This is a genomic window from Streptomyces sp. NPDC051105 (assembly GCF_040682795.1).
Lineage (GTDB): Bacteria > Actinomycetota > Actinomycetes > Streptomycetales > Streptomycetaceae > Streptomyces.
This window is the reverse complement of sequence record NZ_JBFBBR010000002.1, coordinates 544075-560770: the sequence shown is the minus strand read 5'-3', so window position 1 is coordinate 560770 and position 16696 is coordinate 544075. Positions and strand designations below refer to the sequence as shown.

Sequence of the window (16696 nt, the reverse complement as noted above, 5' to 3'; positions counted from 1 at the left end):
CGGACTCCTGGTGGGCGGGCTCAGTCGAGCGAGACGACGACGGACTTGACCTTCGTGTAGGCGGCGAGGGATTCGGGGCCGTACTCGCGGCCGAAGCCGGAGGCCTTGACGCCGCCGAAGGGGACGGCGGGGTCGAGCATCGCCCAGTCGTTGATCCAGACGATCCCGGCCTGGAGGCGGGCGGCGACCCGGTGGGCGCGGGTGAGGTTGCCGGTCTGGATGCCCGAAGCCAGGCCGTAGGGCGTGGAGTTGGCGAGGGTGACGGCCTCGTCCTCGGAGTCGAAGGGCTGCACGGTGAGGACGGGGCCGAAGATCTCGTCCTGGATCACCCGGGAGTCGTTCGGCAGGTCGGCGATGACGGTCGGCTTGTAGTAGAAGCCGCCGTTCAGGTCGAGGCGTTCGCCGCCGCACACGATGCGGCCGCCCTCCTTGCGGGCTGTCTCGACGTACTCCTCGACCTTGCGCAGGTGCTTCTCCCCCGCCATCGGGCCGACCACGGTGGCCGGGTCGCGCGGGTCGCCGACCGGGACGCCCGGGACGGCGTCGGCGAGTATGCCGAGCAAGGTGGCGTAGACGGGGCGGGCGACAAGGAGCCGGGGGCCGCCCATGCAGAACTGGCCGGTGTTGAAGACGAACGCCTTGATGACCGCGCCGACCGCCTTCTCCAGGTCGGCGTCCTCGAAGACGAGGTGGGCCGCGTTGCCGCCGAGTTCCATGGTAACCGGCTTGAGCGCCTCCCCGGCGGTGCTCGCCACATGCCGGCCGACGGCGGTGGAGCCGGTGAAGGCGACCTTGTCGACTCCCGGGTGGCGCAGCAGGGTCTCGCCGGCGACCGGTCCGGCGCCGGTGACGACGTTGACGACACCGTCGGGGACGCCCGCCTCCTTGAACAGGCGCGCCATGTACAGGGCGCTGAGCGGGGTCTCGTCGGCCGGCTTGTGGACGACCGTGTTGCCGGCCGCGAGGGCCGGGCCGATCTTCGAACCGGCGAGGATGAGTGGGAAGTTGAACGGGGTGATGGCGGCGACGACGCCGATCGGCTCGCGTCGGGTGTAGGCGAGGGCGTGCAGCGGGGTGTCGCGGACGGCGCCGTCCAGGGAGTGGGCGAGGGCCGCGAAGTGCTCGTAGTCGTTGGCCGCGTTGGTGACGTCGACGGCTCCGGCCAGCGTGATCGGCTTGCCGACGTCCAGGCTCTCCAGGGCGGCGATGTCCTCGGCGTTCTCCCGGATCAGCTCGGCGATCCGGTGCAGCACCCGGCCGCGCTCCCGGCCGCTGAGCCCCGGCCACTCCCCCGTGTCGAAGGCCTCCCGGGCGGCGCGCACGGCGGCGTCGACGTCACCTGCGCCCGCCTCCGCGACCGTGGTGATCACCTCGCCGGTGGCCGGGTCGGTCACCTCCGTGCGGGCGCCTGCGGCGGCTTCCCGCCACTGTCCGCCGATGAACAGCTGCCCCGGTCCGGTCTCGAAGGTGGTCGTCATGGCCCACTCCCCAGCGTCGATGGCGCGGCCGGCGCCGGCCGCCTTGATCACCAAGATTTCAACAAACAGGATTCCTGTTGGTCCCGCGTATGGTCGGCAGTCTGATTACAGACAGGATTCCTGTCAATGGTCTAGGGTGCACGCATGGTCGGTACACAGACACGCCCCTCGCTGCTGTACATGGTCAAGCAGCTGGAGCTCGTGGTGCGCTCACACCTCGACGAGCTGGTCAAGCCCGCCGGGATCACCGCGCTGCAGTACACGGCGCTGACCGTCCTGGAGCGCCATGACGGGCTTTCGGCCGCCCAGTTGGCGCGCGACTCGTTCGTCACCGCCCAGTCGATGTCCGACCTCGTACGGTCACTGGAGAGCCGTGGGCTGATCCGGCGGGAGCGCAATCCGCGCAGCCGGCGTGAGCTGCTGATTCTGCTCACGGACGCCGGGCGCGAGCTGCTCGCCCGGGTCGCCGGGCCGGTGCGGGAGCTGGAGGAGCGGATGGTCCGCGAGCTCACCGGGCACCAGGAGGAGCAGTTCCGCCAGGCGCTGGGCAAGGCCTGGCACGCGCTTTCGTAGCGGTGCGGCAACGCTCCGACGTGCCCGTTCCCCGACTGTCGCGCACACCACAGAAATTGGCGCACCAAAGCAGCAGACATATGTCAATCGAACATGCTCAAATTCCCTCCATCGAGGGTAACTTGCAAGGCGGGGAACGGAATTGGACCGGATGGGGTGGGAGGTGATGCCGTCGTGCGCCAGGAACCCCGGCAGGATCCCGCGCCGCTCACCCGGCACCTGCGCATCCACCAGGACCGCGGTCACACGGTGCTGGAGTTCCGGGGCGAGATCGACATCGCGGCGGCGACCGAGATCGCGCCCTATCTGGACCGGGTGACCGCGCGGGAGAGCACCCGGGTGGTGATCGACCTGCTGCACGTCGACTTCTTCGACTGCTCCGGGCTGCGGCTGCTCTACCGGGCACGCGGCCGGGTGCTGGAGCGCGGCGGACAGCTCCAGCTGGTGTGCACACACCCGCTGACGGTGCGCGTGCTGAAGGTGACGGGACTGTCGCAGCTACTGCCGCCGCTACCGACCCTGGACGCGGCCCTCGGCCAGCCGGAGGCCACGTCCGGGTCGTTATGACGTCACCTCGGACGAGGTGCCGTGGCGGCTACTTGAGGATTCTGGTCACCTGACCGGCGCCGACCGTCCGGCCGCCCTCGCGGATCGCGAACTTCGATCCCTCCTCCATCGCGATCGACTGGACCAGCTGGACGTGCAGTCGGCGCTACAACTCCTCCTTCCCGTCTAGAGGTTGCGCGGCTCGTCGAACAGGGCGCTCACGGACTCACCGTTGTGAATACGGCGTACGGCCTCGGCCAGTGCCGGGGCGATGGACAGGATCCGCAGCTTGTCCGTGTACTCCTCCACGGGTACCGGCACGGTGTTGGTGCACACGATCTCCAGCACGTCGGGCTGATCGCTCAGCCGCTTGAGCGCCCCGGCCGCGAACAGCCCGTGCGTGCACGCGATCCGGATCGAGCGAGGCGGCCCCAACTCCCGCAGCCGTTCGAGCAGTTCGATCACCGTGCTGCCCTTGGCGATCTCGTCGTCGAGCACGATGACGTCCCGGTCGGCCACGTCGCCGATGACGGAGCTGATGACGACCCGGTCATCGGCGAACCGCTGCTTGGCGCCGGCCGCCACCTGGGCGCCGATCAGCCGGGCGAAGGCGGCGGCCTCCTTGGCGTTGCCGAGGTCGGGCGAGACGACGGTGGTGCGCGTCAGGTCGTACCGCCGGAAGTGCGCGGCCAGCTCCCGCAGCGCGTGCAGATGGTCGACCGGCACCGAGAAGAACCCGTGCACCTGCGGGGCGTGCAGGGTCATGGCGAGGACCCGGCTCGCACCGGCGGCCACCAGCAGGTCGGCGACGAGGCGGCCGCCGAGCGAGATGCGCGGGGCGTCCTTCTTGTCGGAGCGGGCGTAGGAGTAGTGCGGCATGACGACGGTGATCCGGCCCGCGGAGGCACCGCGGGCCGCGTCGCACATCAGCAGCAGCTCCACCAGGTGCTCCTGCACCGGCCGGACCAGGGGCTGGATCAGGAAGACGTCCCGCTCCCGGCAGTTCGCCTGGAGCTGTACCTCCAGACAGTCGTTGGCGAACCGGCTGACCCGCGTCGGGCTGAGCGGCACCCCGAGGTGCGCGCAGACCTCCTCGGCCAGCTCGGGATGGGCGCTGCCGCTGAAGACGGAGATGTCTCGCACGATCCGCTCCTCGCCTGATCAATACGGGCTACGCGCTCATGCTACGGACCGTCGCGCTCTCACCACGGCACGGGTGTGCCGTCCCAGGAGAAGAACCCGCCGGACGGCCCGTCGCCCGGCAGCAGCGCCAGCCGTACGGCCCCTCGTGCCCCCTCGGCCGGATCGCCGCCCCCCGCGGCCGCCCCGGGGACCAGGTCGGTGGCCCGCCGCCCCGGCGCGAGGGCGTTCACCTTGATGCCGTCCTCGGCCAGCTCCTGGGCGTAGAACACGGTCAGCGCGTTGAGCGCGGCCTTCGAGGAGCGGTAGGCGGCGGACCGGGGGCTGCCGTGGGCGAACTGCGGATTGGGGTGGGTACTCCAGGTGAGGGACGCGGTGCCGCTGGAGACGTTCACGACGCGCGGGTGGGCGGAGCGGCGCAGGACGGGAAGGAAGGCATTGGTGACCGCGACGACACCGAAGACGTTCGTCTCGTAGGTCCGCCGGAGGTCGTCGACACCGGTCTCGGTGGGCGGGCCGGTGACCGGCTGGACGCCTGCGTTGTTGACCAGGACGTCCAGGCGGTCGACGCGGGCGGCGGCGCGCTCGATGCTGCAGGGATCGGTGACGTCGAGGACCAGGAGCCGTGCGTCGCCGCCGATCTCCGCCACGGCCCGCTCGCCGTGCTCGATGTCCCGGGAGCCCACGTGGACGCTGAAGCCCGCCTCGACGAGGAGCCGGGCGGTATGGAAGCCGATGCCCTTGTTGGCACCGGTGACGAGTGCTGTGCGATCGTTCATGACAGCCACGGTTCCCCGGCCGCGTCCGTCCTGCCAGGGACCACCTGTACCAGGCGGGCCGGGAGGCGGCGGTATGGCGAGACAGGAACTGGCCCGCTTCCTGCGGGAGCGCCGGGCCGGACTGCGCCCGCAGACGGTGGGACTCGCGCCGGGCACCGTCCCGCGCCGTACGCCCGGCCTGCGCCGCGAGGAGGTCGCGGAGCTGGCCCACATGTCCGTCGACTACTACACCCGTCTGGAGCAGGCCCGCGGTCCCCGGCCCTCCCCGCGCGTCCTGGACGCCCTGGCCGGGGCGCTGCGGCTGGCCCCCGCCGAGCGCAGCCATCTCTTTCGGCTGGCCGGTTCGGCCGCGGCGCCGCCCGCCGCCGCGGCGGTCCGGCGGGTGCGCCCGCATGTGGCCGGGATGCTGGAGCGGCTGCCCGAGACCGCGGCGATCGTCACCGACGCCTCCTACGGCCTGGTGGCCTGGAACCCCCTGGCCCAGCTGCTGTTCGGCGGGGACCTGGGACACGGCACGACCAACCTGGCGCGGCGGCGCTTCCTGGGGCAGGGCCGGATGTACCCGAGCTCCGGCGCCGGGGAATTCGGTCACATCGTGGTGGCCCGGCTGCGGCGGGCCGCCGAGCGGTATCCGCACGACGTGCGACTCGCCGCCCTGCTGGGCGAGTTGCACGCGGGAAGCGCGGCGTTCCGGCACATCTGGGCGACCCATCCGGTGCACGCCCCGGGGCATCGCACGAAGGTCCTCGACCATCCGGAGCTGGGGCGGCTGCGGCTGAACTGCGATGTCCTGCTGGTGCCGGAGGACGACCAGGAGGTCGTCCTCGTGACAGCGGATCCGGGCTCGGTGTCGGCACGCCGGATCGCGGAGCTCGCGGCGCGGGTCTAGTGCTGTGACCAGGAAGGTCTGCCGGGAAGCTCGCGGCGTCCCGCGCGGCGTCCCGCGCGGCGCATCGCAAGGCGGAGCATCACCCGCGTACTGGATGTACTCGGGTGGTGCGACAACGCGGCGAGGTGCCGTGCCGGACATCGCGAGCCGGTGAAGCTCTCCGGTCACAGCACCAGCGGCCAGGAAGCGCGCCCGTCGTGCGCCGGTACACGGTGGGCTGCCCGGCGCCGATCGGGCGGCCGGCGTCGGGGCTCACCAGGACACGGGCAGGTGCCTCGGGCTGCGGGTCATCTGGCCCTCGCGCCAGTCGATCGTCGTGGGGGTGAACTCGGCGCGCAGGCCCGGGAAGCGGACCGCGAGCCGGTGCAGCGCGAGAGTGATCTCCAGGCGGGCCAGCCAGGCGCCCAGGCAGTGGTGGGGGCCCGCGCCGAAGACGACGCTCGGCACGGGCAGGGGTGCGGTGAGGTCGGGCGGGCCGGGCGGATGGACGTCCGGGTCGCGGCCCGCCGCGTTGGTCTGGACGGCGACGACACTGCCCGCCGGGATGGGGACGCCGCCGACCACGGCGTCCTCGACGGCCCTGCGCAGCAGCCCGGGCAGCACCCGGCCCTCGCTGAGCGGCACGGTTCGCAGCAGCTGCTCGGCCGCCGTCGCCGCGGCCTCCTCGTCCACCGCGAGAGACGGCCAGTCGGCATGCCCGTCGGTGAGGAGGTAAACGACGATGTTGCCGAGCGCGGACATCGTGGTCTCGTGTCCGGCGACCACCAAACCGCAGACCAGCCGGACGAGTTGGCGTTCCCCGATGCCGAGCGAGTCCCCCGCCGTGACCAGCCCGCTGACCAGGTCGTGGCCGGGCCGGCCCCGGCGCTGCGCCACCAGTTCGGCCCCGAAGGCCGCGAACTCCCGCATGGCGCACGCGACCTCCTCGGCGCTGTGCGCACCTCCGGACAGCGCGTGGTCGGCCCACTGCCGGATGCGCTCGCGGTCGATGTGGTCGAGCCCCATCAGCCGGCAGATCACCGACACGGGAAGACGGCGGGTGAACCCCTCGACGATGTCGGCGGGGCGTGGGGTGGCGGCGAGTTCGTCGAGGAGGGACTCGACCACCGACGCCACCCAGGGCCGCCAGCGGGCGACGGATCGCGGGGTGAACGCCCGCTGCACCGTGCCGCGCAGCCGCTGATGGCCCGGACCGTCCTGGTTCACCAGCCCGTCGGGGTCGCTGAGCAGGTTCGGTACGACGAGGAGCGGCGGAGCGTCGTCGGCGTACAGGGAACCGCGGTCGAAGCGCTGGTCCATGAGCACCTGACGGACGTCGTGGTACCGGGTCACGAGCCAAACCGGGGTGCCGGTCGCCAGTGTGGTGAGCCGGGGCGGTCCGGACTCGGGAAACGTCAAACGGTGCATCGGGCAAAGGGGCCGGGAAGTGCTTTCTGCGGTCATCCGGGGCTCCTGGCACGCCGACGGGAGGTCACTCCACGCTAAAGCGTGTACCAGTCCTGCGTCAGCTGTCTCAATCGGCCAACAACACGGTCTGGCAAGGCGTTCGGCGGGCATTCGTCTCGTTGGAAAGGAGGACCGTCACATGGCGAGTTCCACCAAGGAGAGCAAGGAGACCTCCGAGAAGGAGACTCCGGTCAAGGCCCGGCCCCGGCGTATGCCCGGTTGGGCGAAGCTGCTCACCGCGTTCGTGCTGGTGCTCGTGGTGCTGTTCGCCGGGATCAAGCTGGCGGTGCTACCGGGCATCAAGGACCTGTTCGGCACGGAGACCAGGGACAACACGGGTCCCGCGCTGCTCAAGTCCATCCAGGACATGAGCCGTTACGACGCCGCGTCCGGCAACTTCCAGGTCGTCGTGGACCTGGAGAAGGACGCCAAGTACCTGCCGAGCGCGATCCGCGGCACCCGCACCCTGTATGTCGGAGCGGGCAACGTCGATTCCTATGTCGACCTCGGAAAGATCGGCGAGAAGGACGTGACGGTCAACGACGACCGCACCGAGGCCACCATCCGGCTGCCGCACGCGCAGCTCGGCAAGGCCACCCTGGACGCCGACCACTCCTACGCCGTCTCCAAGCAGCGCGGTCTGCTGGACCGGCTCGGCGACCTCTTCTCGGACAACCCCAACAGCGAGCAGGCGGTGCAGAAGCTGGCCGTGAAGCACATCTCGGACGCGGCGAAGACCAGCGGTCTGACCACCCGGGCCGAGACCAACACCACCGACATGCTGGAGGGTCTGCTGCACTCCCTCGGGTTCACGGAGGTGCACGTGTCCTACGGCACGGTCTGACCCGGACCGTGTGATCAGCCACCCAGCACACCCGGCAGGGCCAGCGCCCCGAGCGTCGCGGCGCCGACCAGCAGCCAGGCCACGTAGTCCCCGACGTGCCCGGACTGCAGGCGGCGCAGCGGCAGTGCCTGGCCCCGGGCCGCCAGGAGGCCGGGTCGGAAGACCGCGAGGGCGGCCAGGCCGACGGCCAGGAGGGTGGAGAGGCAGCCCAGCAGGACCCCGGTGGACGTCCAGTGGACGAGGGCCGGGGTCCTGCCCCTGTCCACGGCGTGGGCCAGCGCCGCCGGGAAGCCGGGGACGATGCCGACGGCGAGGGCGCCGGCCAGCAGCGCGGCGGGGACGGCGGTCATCGTGCCCGGGATCCGCCCGAGCCGGCCCTCGGTCTCGGGCTCCTCGTCGTCCCCGGTGGTCTCGTACGCGACGCCTTTGGGCGGCCGGTCCCCGAGGCCGAGGAAGACCCGGGCGGCGACCCGCAGCACCGCCCCCGCCGTCACCGCCGACACGACGACGTAGAGCACGGTCAGCGGAGTGCCCACCGCCTCCTCGGCGACCGACTTGCCGAGCGCGGTGCCGAACGGCGGCAACCCCGCGAGGGCCAGCGCCCCGAGGGTGAACAGGACGCCGACGGTGCGCAGTTCCCGGGCCCGGCCGTGCAGCGCGCGTTCGTCGACGTTGCCGTAGCGGTCCAGGAGGATCCCCGCGCAGGCGAAGAGGGCGGCCTTCACCCCGGCGTGCCCGACCAGGTACAGGGCGATCCCGGAGTCGGCCGCCGGAGTCAGGACGCCGAGGCCGACGAGGAACAGCCCGGTGTGGGCGATCGTGGAGTTGGCCAGCAGCCGCTTGATGTGCCGCTGGTGCCAGCACATGAACGCGCCCAGCACGGCCGTGAGCGTGCCGAGGACGACCAGTGCCCGTTCCAGGTCGGCGGCCGGGATGCCGCCGGGTCCGGCGAAGACCGTGCCGTACACCCGCCACACACCGTAGGCGCCGAGCTCGACCATGACTCCGGAGAGGAGCATGCAGACCGGGGTGGGGGCGACGGCATGGGCGTCCGGGAGCCAGAAGTGGAAGGGCACGGCGGCGGCCTTGACCAGCAGAGCGGTGAGCACCAGCACGAAAGCGGCCAGGACCAGCGCGTCGGGGTGGCCGCGCGCGTCCAGACCGCGACCGATCTTCGCCATGCCCAGTTCGCCGGTGCGGGCGTACAGCAGGGCGATACCCGTCAGCATGGCGTACGCGCCGAGGGAGTTGACCACGCCGAAGGTCAGGGCCCCCTGCACCGCCTTCGCCTCGTCGATGCGGTAGCCGGTCAGCGCGTAGGCGACGACGCTCATCAGCTCGAAGAAGACGAACGCGTTGAACAGGTCGCCCGCGAGCACGAAGCCGCACATCCCGGCCTGGAAGACCAGGATCAGCGCCGGGAAGGAGCCCGCGTGCTGGCGCGGCGGCTCCGCGAAGTAGTGCCAGGAGTAGACCAGCGCGGCCAGGGTCAGCAGCGAGGCGAGGGCGGCCATGCCGAGCGCGGGGCCGTCCCCGGTCAGCACGATCCCGACGCTCTCCCCGCCGACCGGCCGCCAGCCGCCGGCCCACTCGACCAGCGGGGGCGAGGAGTTGAGCAGCAGGATCAACGCGAGGGCGCAGGTGCCCGCGCACACCGCGCAGGCGAAGCTCTCGGCGAGGACCCGGTGCAGCCGGCGGCCACCGGCCACCAGCAGGGTGGCGCCGAGCAGCGGGACGGCCACGAGCAGCGGCAGCAGGTGGTGCATCAGCCGCGCAGCTCCGTCAGTTCGTCGGGATCGACCGTGCCGTGCCGCTTGGCGATCTGCAGGACCAGCGCGAGCAGCAGCGCGGTGACGGTCGCGCCGACCACCACGTCGGTCAGGGCGAGGGCCTGCACCACCGGGTCGACCAGCGGCCGGGTGCCGGGCCTGAGATCGGAGAAGACGGGGGCGGTGCCACCGTCGCGGTAGCCGACCGCGAGCAGCAGGACGTACGTCGACGACTGGACGACGGCCAGGCAGCCGACCGCGTGGATCAGGTTCCGGCTGGTGGCAAGGCCGTAACAGCCCGTCAGGAAGATCCAGACGGCGACCAGATAGGGGAATACGTGCATCATCGGCGGCTCAACTCCCGTTCTCGTCCTCGATCTCCACGGCCTGGTCGAGGAAGCCGGCGAGCAGGACGACGACCGCGCTCGCCACCTCCATGCCGATGGCCGCGTTCAGCAGGGGGACCAGGCCGCCGGAGGACAGCGTGTTGAACGTCCCGTACGGCAGCAGTGTGTTGGCGAGGAACGCGGTGCCGGCCAGCAGCCCGGAGAGGCCCAGCACCAGGTAGGCGCAGGCGGCCAGGGAGTCGGCGACCTCGAAGACGCCGATCGGGCGGACGCGTTCCAGGGCGTGGTAGTCGGCGCCGAGGTACAGCAGGTGCAGTGCGGTCGCGGCGACGACCCCGCCCTGGAAGCCGCCGCCGGGGCTGAGCTGGCCGTGTGCGATGACGTACAGGCCGGTGACCAGGGCGACGGGGAGCACCAGCAGGGCGTACCGGCGGACGGCCCGGGCGACTTCGGCGGGCCGTGGACGGGCCCGGTGCTCGTCGCGGGTCTGGCGCAGCAGGACCACACAGCCGAGGACGGCGGCGAAGAGGATGCTCATCTCGCCGAGGGTGTCGTAGGCGCGCTGGTCGAAGTTGACGGAGGAGATGACGTTGGCGGTGTGCCGGGCCAGGGAGACCCGGACGGCGCGGTCGCCGTAGGGGTGGCTGCGGCCGCCGAAGGACGGCAGGTCGAGGCAGGCGGCGACCAGCAGGGCGGCGAGGCCCGCGCCGCCGACGGCCAGCAACCACAGCCGCAGGCGCCGGGTCACCTGTCGTCCGCCTCTCCGCGCCGCTTCACCTTGCGGACCGACAGCATGATCAGCAACGGGGTGAGCGCGGAGCCGACGGCGAGCTGGGAGAGGCCGACGTCGGGGGCCTGGAGCACGGTGAACAGGGCACCGAGGACCAGACCGAGCAGGGACAGGACCAGGGCCTGACGGGCCGGGTCACGGGTCGCCACGGCCGCGGTCGCCGAGGCGGCCGTCAGCAGCAGCGCGACGACGATCACCGCGTCAGCCACCGCGCACCCCCCGGAACCCGCCGGACAGCGCCCGTGAGGCGACCACGTTCCCGCCGATCAGCAGCGCCCCGATCACCAGCAGTTTCACCGTCGCCCGACCCGGTCCGGTCACCGCGCAGAGCACCAGCACGACCACCGCGCCGACCGCGGCCGCCGTCCAGGTCAGGCCCCAGGCGGCGGGCCGTTCGTCCGCCAGGTCGTCGGCGAGCAGCCGGGCGAAGACCAGGGTGCCGACCGGGCCCAGCAGCGCGAGGAGCAGCGCGAGATCGACGTAGGACGTACGGCCGTAGCCCTGGGCGAGCAGCAGCAGGCTGGGGCAGGCCGCGGAGGTGGCGAGGTTCTGGCCGACCACCCGGCGGCCGAGCGGGCCGGTGGCGACCGCCCACAGGGCGGTGCCCACTCCCCCGGCCAGCAGCACGGTCGCGGCAAGGATCCAGCCGTTCACCGCCAGGTCACCGCCCGTCGGCCGACCCGGGCGGCGAGGGCGCCGCCGGCCGCCGCGGTCGCGCCGACGATCCGCTCCAGGGTGTCGACGGGGCCGATGAACACCAGCCAGAGCAGGGCCAGTCCGGCCCACCAGGTCAGGAACTCGGCCGCGGCGACGAGCGCCGTGCGTCCGGTCATCCGCCGCCTCCTTGGGTCGCCTTGCGGCGCTATGCCCGTTTCGCCGCTTCCGGCATCCAAGCACCGCGTCCGTCGCGGGGAGCGGCGGCACGCGGGGAACGGGTACCGAAGTGCCCGGCGAGCGCGGACGGAAACCTCGGATGCGCTCCGGCCGCCGCCATGGGCGAGGGCATCTCCGGGCGGTTCCTGGGTAACTGGGTCAGCACGCCGGACTGTTGACAAGTGGAGGACCTCATGGCCAGTGCCGTCTCGCGTCTGCGCACGACCAGGGCCGAGAAGAACGACGGGACGAACACGGACAAGGACACCGGCAAGCGGCCCGGGGTACTGACCAAGGTCGCCCGCGCTGTCGGCGTCCGCCGCACCGAGCCGGCCGCCACCACGAAGGCCGGCACCGGAAAGACCGCCGACACCGGGAAGAAGGGCCGCATCGGCAAGGCGGGGCGTACCGGCAGGACAAGCGGCGACGGGAAGGCCGGCGGCACCGGCAGGGCCAGCCGCACCGCCGGGGCCACCGGTACCGAACGCCGTCCGCTGCCGCTGCCGTTGCGGGTGCTGGCCATGCTGTGCGCGTTCGCGGTGATGGTGGCGTTCGCCGTCGTGCTGGCCCGGCTGACGCTGGATCCCTCGCCGGCGTCCGTGTCGATCGCGCACACCAATCTGCATCCCGGCCGCTCCCTCAAGATCTATCTGGACCAGCCCGCCCTGCGGGACGCGGTCAAGCAGATCGGCGGGAACATCCTGCTCGGCGTGCCGTTCGGGATCATCGTGCCGGTCCTCGTGCCGCGCGCCCGGGGCTTTTTCGGGGTGCTGCTGCTCACCGCGTTCGTGATGCTGATGGTCGAGACGGCTCAGGGCCTGCTGGTCGAAGGGCGCGCCTTCGACGTGGACGACGTCATCCTCAACACCTCGGGGGCGCTGATCGGCTGGGTGCTGCTGGGCCGCAGGCTCGGCCGGGCGGTCCACGCGCGCAAGCCGAAGAAGGCGAAGGTCTGACGGCGAAGGCATGACCCACCCCGCGGCCGCCCCATGCGGGGGCCCGGGATGGTCACCGTGCGATCGTCGCGATCGTCCGACACTGGTCCGTACCAAGGTATTGACGCGCCACTTATCTCATCTCTTAAATCAAGAGGCGACGCCTTCACCCCCCACCCCGGCCGGATGCCTCCCCGCACCCGGCCGCCGTACGGAAGGACGAGCCGTGGCCTCCCCGCGCCTTATCCGCAGATGCCTGTTCGCCGCCCTGTCCGCCGCCCTCCTCGGGTCGGTCGCGGTCGGTCCCGCACATCGGGCCGACGCCGCCGACGCCGCCGCGGCCGCCGTGACCTTCTCCGACACCTTCGACGGCGCCGCCGGTTCGGCGGTCAACTCCTCGAAGTGGACCCTGGAGACCGGCGACAACGTCAACAACCACGAACGGGAGTACTACACCTCCGGCACCAACAACGCGGCCCTCGACGGCCAGGGCCACCTGGTCATCACGGCCAAGAAGGAGAATCCCGCCAACTACCAGTGCTGGTACGGCACCTGTCAGTACACCTCGGCCCGCCTGAACACCTCCGGCAAGTTCAGCGCGCAGTACGGACATGTCGAGGCCCGGATGAAGATCCCGCGCGGGCAGGGCATGTGGCCGGCGTTCTGGATGCTCGGCACCGACATCGGGTCGGTCGGCTGGCCGAACTCCGGTGAGATCGACGTGATGGAGAACGTCGGGTTCGAGCCCTCGACCATCCACGGCACCATCCACGGCCCCGGCTACTCCGGCTCGGCCGGGATAGGCGCCGGCTACACGCTGCCGAACGGCCAGGCCTTCGCGGACGCCTTCCACACCTTCGCGGTCGACTGGGCGCCCAACTCGATCACCTGGTCGGTCGACGGAATCGCCTACCAGACCCGCACCCCCGCCGACGTGGGCGGCAACACCTGGGCGTTCAACAAGCCGTTCTTCCTGATCCTGAACCTGGCCGTCGGTGGCTACTGGCCGGGCGACCCCAACAGCTCCACGGCGTTCCCGGCGCAGCTGGTCGTGGACTCGGTGTCGGTGACGACGAGCGACACCGCGGCCGGCGTCGCGATCAAGGGCCTGGCCGGCAAGTGCGTGGACGTGGCGGGGGCGAACTCCGCCAACGGCACCCCCGTCCAGCTCTACGACTGCAACGGCTCCGCCGCCCAGCAGTGGACGGTGGGCAGCGACGGCACCATCCGCGCGCTCGGCAAGTGCCTCGACGTCACCAGCGGCGGCACCGCGGACGGCACGACGGTCCAGCTCTACGACTGCAACGGCAGCGCCGCGCAGAAGTGGGCCGTCTCCGCGGCGCACGACATCGTGAACCCGCAGGCGAACAAGTGCCTGGACGTCACCGGCAACAACTCGGCCAACGGCACCCGGCTGCAGATCTGGACCTGCTCCGGCGGCGCCAACCAGAAATGGACCGTCGGCTGAGAGCAGGACTCGCCGGCCGGTGGTCGCTGTCTGGTGCTGGGACCGGAATGGTTTGCCGGGAAGCTCGCGGCGTCCGGTGCGGTGCATCGCAAGGCGGAGCATCACCCGCGTACTGGATGTACCCGGGCGGTGCGACAGCGCGGCGAGGTGCCGTGCCGGGCGTCGCGAGCCGGTGAACCTTTCCGGTCACGGCATTAGCGACGGGGCGTCCAGGTGAACTTGTCCCCGCCCACCCAGCAGACCACGGCCGGGTCGTCCAGGTCGTGGACCGTGATCCCGTGGGTCGCGGCGACCGCCAGCACCTCGGTGATGTCCCTCGCCTCACCGACCACCTCACCGTCGATCTCCACGATGCGGAAGGGCAAGGTGCCCGGCCTGCCGGTCATGACGCCGAGCACCAGGATCCGCGGCCGGGAGATGAACGGGCTCGCTATCTCGGTCATGCAATCGAGGGTAGATCTCCCCGGGCGGAAGTGACTTGCCTGAGTCACCCTGACGGTGGAGGTGGCCATGGGACCCGTCGAGGCGCTGGAACGGATCGCCTTCCTGCTGGAACGATCCCTGGCACCGGCCTACCGGGTGCGCGCCTTCCGCACCGCCGCACGGGTTCTGGCCGCCCTGCCCGCCGGTGAGATCGCCGAGCGGGCCCGGGCCGGCACCCTCGAATCGCTACGGGGCGTGGGCCCGAAGACGGCCCAGGTGGTCCGGGAATCGCTCGCGGGAGATTTGCCCGGATATTTGCGCACGCTTGAGGAAGACGCGGGCGAACCCGCGGTGGACGGCGGGTCCCGGCTGCGGGCGCTGCTGCGCGGGGACTGCCATCTGCACTCGGACTGGTCCGACGGCGGCAGCCCGATCGAGGAGATGGGCCGCACCGCGGCCGCGCTCGGCCACGAGTGGGCGGTGCTCACCGACCACTCGCCCCGGCTCACGGTGGCTCACGGGCTGTCCCCGGAGCGGCTGCGCGACCAGCTGGCGGTGGTGGCGGAGCTCAACGCCTCCTGGGCGCCGTTCCGGCTGCTCACCGGCATCGAGTGCGACATCCTGGAGGACGGGTCGCTGGACCAGGAACCGGAGCTGCTGGAGCGGCTGGACGTGGTCGTCGTCTCGGTCCACTCCAAGCTGCGGATGGACGCCCGCTCGATGACCCGGCGCCTGGTGCGCGCCGTACGCGATCCGCACGCGGACGTCCTGGGCCACTGCACGGGGCGACTGGTCACCGGCCGGGGGCGGCCGGAGTCCGAGTTCGACGCGGACGAGGTGTTCGCCGCGTGTGCCGGGTCCGGTACGGCCGTGGAGATCAACAGCCGCCCCGAGCGCCTGGATCCGCCCCGGCGGCTGCTGCGCCGGGCCGTCGAGGCGGGCGTGCTGTTCTCGGTCGACTCCGACGCGCACGCGCCCGGCCAGCTGGACTGGCAGATTCTCGGCTGTGCCCGGGCGGAGGAGTGCGGGGCGCCCGCCGAGCGGGTGGTGAACACCTGGCCGGCGGAGCGGCTGCTGGCCTGGACCGGGGCCGGGTGACGCTCATCACGCCAGGGCCTGGAACAGCCCGGGGTGGTTGTCCGTTGAACCACCCGTGGGTGCGGATGGGACAGTGTCCCCGGGCCTCACCTTTTGCCCACAGGGACGATCGTTCGGCTGAAGCCCTGTGGAGCCTTTCGCCGAGAGGCGACCGCCATCCGTGCCCACCACTTGGCCGCCCCGGCCGCGAATCCCCCGTCGCGGCTGGGGCTTTCCGCTGTCCGGGGGCTGTTCACGGGCCCCGGGATCCCGGCTTGACTTCGAGCGCACTCCAATTCGTAGCGTTCGAGTCATGAGCACTACGACTCCTCAGCACAAGATCGGTTCCGGATTCGGCGCGGACAGCACGGCCGACGAGGTCCTGGCGGGCCTCGACCTCGACGGCCGGCTCGCGATCGTCACCGGCGGCTACTCCGGACTCGGACTGGAGACCACCAGGGCGCTGACCAAGGCGGGCGCCCACGTCGTCGTCCCCGCCCGGCGCGCCGAGGCCGCCCGGGAGGCGCTGGCCGGCCTGGACCGGGTCGAGGTGGACGAGCTGGACCTCGGCGATCTGGACAGCGTGCGCGGCTTCGCCGACCGGTTCCTGGCTTCCGGCCGGCCCGTCGACTTCATGATCGACAACGCGGGCATCATGGCTTGTCCCGAGACCCGGGTCGGGCCCGGCTGGGAGGCCCAGTTCGCCACCAACCACCTGGGGCACTTCGCCCTGGTCAACCGGCTCTGGCCGGCTCTCGTACCGGGCGGCGCGCGGGTCGTGTCGGTCTCCTCGCGCGCCCACCACTTCGCCGGGATGCGCTGGGACGACGTCCAGTGGCGGCACGACTACGACAAGTGGCAGGCGTACGGCCAGGCCAAGACCGCGAACGTGCTGTTCGCCGTGCACCTCGACCGGCTCGGCCAGGACTCCGGCGTGCGCGCCTTCGCGCTGCACCCCGGCGGCATCATGACCCCCCTCCAGCGCCACATCCCCCGCGAGGAGATGATCGAGCGCGGCTGGGTCGACGAGCAGGGCACCCCGCTGAACCCGCAGGGCTTCAAGACACCGCCGCAGGGCGCGGCCACCCAGACCTGGGCGGCCACCTCTCCGCAGCTCGCGGACATGGGCGGGGTCTACCTGGAGGACTGCGACATCGCCGAGCCCGCCGTGGAGGGCGAACCGACCGGGGTCAAGGCATGGGCGATCGACCCCGACCAGGCCGCACGGCTCTGGGACCTCTCGGCGGAACTGACGGGCGTGAACGCGTTCGCCTGACACCCGCCGTCATACTCCCGGTGTCGACGAACTCCCGGACGTC

General features: G+C 71.7%; 19 protein-coding genes and 1 pseudogene. 8 read left to right on the top strand and 12 right to left on the bottom strand.

Translation table 11 applies throughout. The features are described 5' to 3' along the window. Nucleotides 1-20 precede the first annotated feature (20 nt). Nucleotides 21-1478: an aldehyde dehydrogenase family protein gene (locus tag AB0N16_RS06510; protein WP_365793678.1), complete on the bottom strand. Its 1458-nt coding sequence runs from the start codon at nucleotides 1476-1478 to the stop codon at nucleotides 21-23. Nucleotides 1479-1622: 144 nt separating this feature from the next. Here AB0N16_RS06510 and AB0N16_RS06505 point away from each other — a divergent pair, with 144 nt between their 5' ends. Together AB0N16_RS06505 and AB0N16_RS06500 are read left to right on the top strand one after the other, a co-directional pair. Then, nucleotides 1623-2051, top strand: coding sequence for a MarR family transcriptional regulator (locus AB0N16_RS06505; protein ID WP_365793675.1), 429 nt, complete (start codon nucleotides 1623-1625; stop codon nucleotides 2049-2051). 174 nt (nucleotides 2052-2225) lie between these two features. Continuing rightward, entirely contained in the window at nucleotides 2226-2618 is a 393-nt protein-coding gene (locus AB0N16_RS06500) for an anti-sigma factor antagonist (protein ID WP_365793673.1), read from the top strand. A 28-nt stretch (nucleotides 2619-2646) separates the two neighbouring features. Here AB0N16_RS06500 and AB0N16_RS06495 read toward each other — a convergent pair. The 3 genes and pseudogenes from AB0N16_RS06495 to AB0N16_RS06485 form a co-directional block, all read right to left on the bottom strand. Further along, nucleotides 2647-2757 (bottom strand): annotated as a pseudogene (locus AB0N16_RS06495) (hypothetical protein); the annotation flags it as partial. Nucleotides 2758-2783: 26 nt separating this feature from the next. Further along, nucleotides 2784-3740, bottom strand: a complete 957-nt coding sequence (locus tag AB0N16_RS06490) for a ribose-phosphate pyrophosphokinase (protein WP_365793671.1) — start codon at nucleotides 3738-3740, stop codon at nucleotides 2784-2786. A 59-nt stretch (nucleotides 3741-3799) separates the two neighbouring features. Beyond that, nucleotides 3800-4516 carry an SDR family oxidoreductase gene (locus tag AB0N16_RS06485; RefSeq protein ID WP_365793669.1) on the bottom strand — a complete coding sequence of 239 codons (717 nt, stop codon included), beginning with the start codon at nucleotides 4514-4516 and terminating at the stop codon, nucleotides 3800-3802. 73 nt (nucleotides 4517-4589) lie between these two features. Here AB0N16_RS06485 and AB0N16_RS06480 point away from each other — a divergent pair, with 73 nt between their 5' ends. Next, complete coding sequence (locus AB0N16_RS06480) at nucleotides 4590-5405, top strand: helix-turn-helix transcriptional regulator (protein ID WP_365793667.1); 816 nt, start codon at nucleotides 4590-4592, stop codon at nucleotides 5403-5405. A 252-nt stretch (nucleotides 5406-5657) separates the two neighbouring features. Here AB0N16_RS06480 and AB0N16_RS06475 read toward each other — a convergent pair whose 3' ends face one another. Then, nucleotides 5658-6848, bottom strand: coding sequence for a cytochrome P450 (locus tag AB0N16_RS06475; protein WP_365793665.1), 1191 nt, complete (start codon nucleotides 6846-6848; stop codon nucleotides 5658-5660). A 214-nt stretch (nucleotides 6849-7062) separates the two neighbouring features. On the opposite strand from AB0N16_RS06475, the gene AB0N16_RS06470 reads away from it, so the two are divergent. After that, nucleotides 7063-7695: a DUF4230 domain-containing protein gene (locus tag AB0N16_RS06470; RefSeq protein WP_360494031.1), complete on the top strand. Its 633-nt coding sequence runs from the start codon at nucleotides 7063-7065 to the stop codon at nucleotides 7693-7695. Between the two features lie 14 nt (nucleotides 7696-7709). Here AB0N16_RS06470 and AB0N16_RS06465 read toward each other — a convergent pair whose 3' ends face one another. Genes AB0N16_RS06465 through AB0N16_RS06440 form a run of 6 tightly spaced genes read right to left on the bottom strand, consistent with a single transcriptional unit; the run spans nucleotide 7710 to nucleotide 11434 of the window. After that, nucleotides 7710-9461 (bottom strand): proton-conducting transporter membrane subunit, encoded by a 1752-nt coding sequence (locus tag AB0N16_RS06465; RefSeq protein WP_365793663.1) that lies wholly within the window; start codon nucleotides 9459-9461, stop codon nucleotides 7710-7712. Continuing rightward, complete coding sequence (locus AB0N16_RS06460) at nucleotides 9461-9811, bottom strand: sodium:proton antiporter (RefSeq protein ID WP_351747717.1); 351 nt, start codon at nucleotides 9809-9811, stop codon at nucleotides 9461-9463. The genes AB0N16_RS06465 and AB0N16_RS06460 overlap by 1 nt, the downstream gene beginning before the upstream one ends. 7 nt (nucleotides 9812-9818) lie before the next feature. Continuing rightward, the gene (mbhE, locus tag AB0N16_RS06455) at nucleotides 9819-10559 is read right to left on the bottom strand and encodes a hydrogen gas-evolving membrane-bound hydrogenase subunit E (protein WP_365793661.1); all 741 of its coding nucleotides are present in this window, start codon (nucleotides 10557-10559) and stop codon (nucleotides 9819-9821) included. Next, nucleotides 10556-10810, bottom strand: coding sequence for a hydrogenase subunit MbhD domain-containing protein (locus tag AB0N16_RS06450; protein ID WP_365793658.1), 255 nt, complete (start codon nucleotides 10808-10810; stop codon nucleotides 10556-10558). The genes mbhE and AB0N16_RS06450 overlap by 4 nt, the downstream gene beginning before the upstream one ends. After that, nucleotides 10803-11255, bottom strand: coding sequence for a monovalent cation/H+ antiporter complex subunit F (locus tag AB0N16_RS06445; RefSeq protein WP_365793656.1), 453 nt, complete (start codon nucleotides 11253-11255; stop codon nucleotides 10803-10805). Before AB0N16_RS06445 ends, AB0N16_RS06450 begins: the two co-directional genes overlap by 8 nt. Next, nucleotides 11252-11434 (bottom strand): hypothetical protein, encoded by a 183-nt coding sequence (locus AB0N16_RS06440; protein WP_365793654.1) that lies wholly within the window; start codon nucleotides 11432-11434, stop codon nucleotides 11252-11254. The genes AB0N16_RS06445 and AB0N16_RS06440 overlap by 4 nt, the downstream gene beginning before the upstream one ends. Before the next feature lie 534 nt (nucleotides 11435-11968). On the opposite strand from AB0N16_RS06440, the gene AB0N16_RS06435 reads away from it, so the two are divergent. Together AB0N16_RS06435 and AB0N16_RS06430 are read left to right on the top strand one after the other, a co-directional pair. Beyond that, a complete protein-coding gene (locus AB0N16_RS06435) occupies nucleotides 11969-12430 on the top strand; it encodes a VanZ family protein (RefSeq protein ID WP_365794051.1) in 462 nt (153 codons plus the stop codon). A 205-nt stretch (nucleotides 12431-12635) separates the two neighbouring features. After that, a complete protein-coding gene (locus tag AB0N16_RS06430) occupies nucleotides 12636-13877 on the top strand; it encodes a family 16 glycosylhydrolase (RefSeq protein WP_365793652.1) in 1242 nt (413 codons plus the stop codon). A gap of 194 nt (nucleotides 13878-14071) precedes the next feature. Here the strand turns inward: AB0N16_RS06430 and AB0N16_RS06425 are convergent, their stop codons facing one another. Further along, nucleotides 14072-14320: a hypothetical protein gene (locus tag AB0N16_RS06425; protein WP_365793650.1), complete on the bottom strand. Its 249-nt coding sequence runs from the start codon at nucleotides 14318-14320 to the stop codon at nucleotides 14072-14074. A 67-nt stretch (nucleotides 14321-14387) separates the two neighbouring features. On the opposite strand from AB0N16_RS06425, the gene AB0N16_RS06420 reads away from it, so the two are divergent. Then, nucleotides 14388-15398: a PHP domain-containing protein gene (locus AB0N16_RS06420; RefSeq protein WP_365793648.1), complete on the top strand. Its 1011-nt coding sequence runs from the start codon at nucleotides 14388-14390 to the stop codon at nucleotides 15396-15398. Between the two features lie 292 nt (nucleotides 15399-15690). Beyond that, nucleotides 15691-16653, top strand: a complete 963-nt coding sequence (locus AB0N16_RS06415) for an SDR family NAD(P)-dependent oxidoreductase (protein WP_365793646.1) — start codon at nucleotides 15691-15693, stop codon at nucleotides 16651-16653. The last annotated feature ends 43 nt before the right edge of the window (nucleotides 16654-16696 follow it).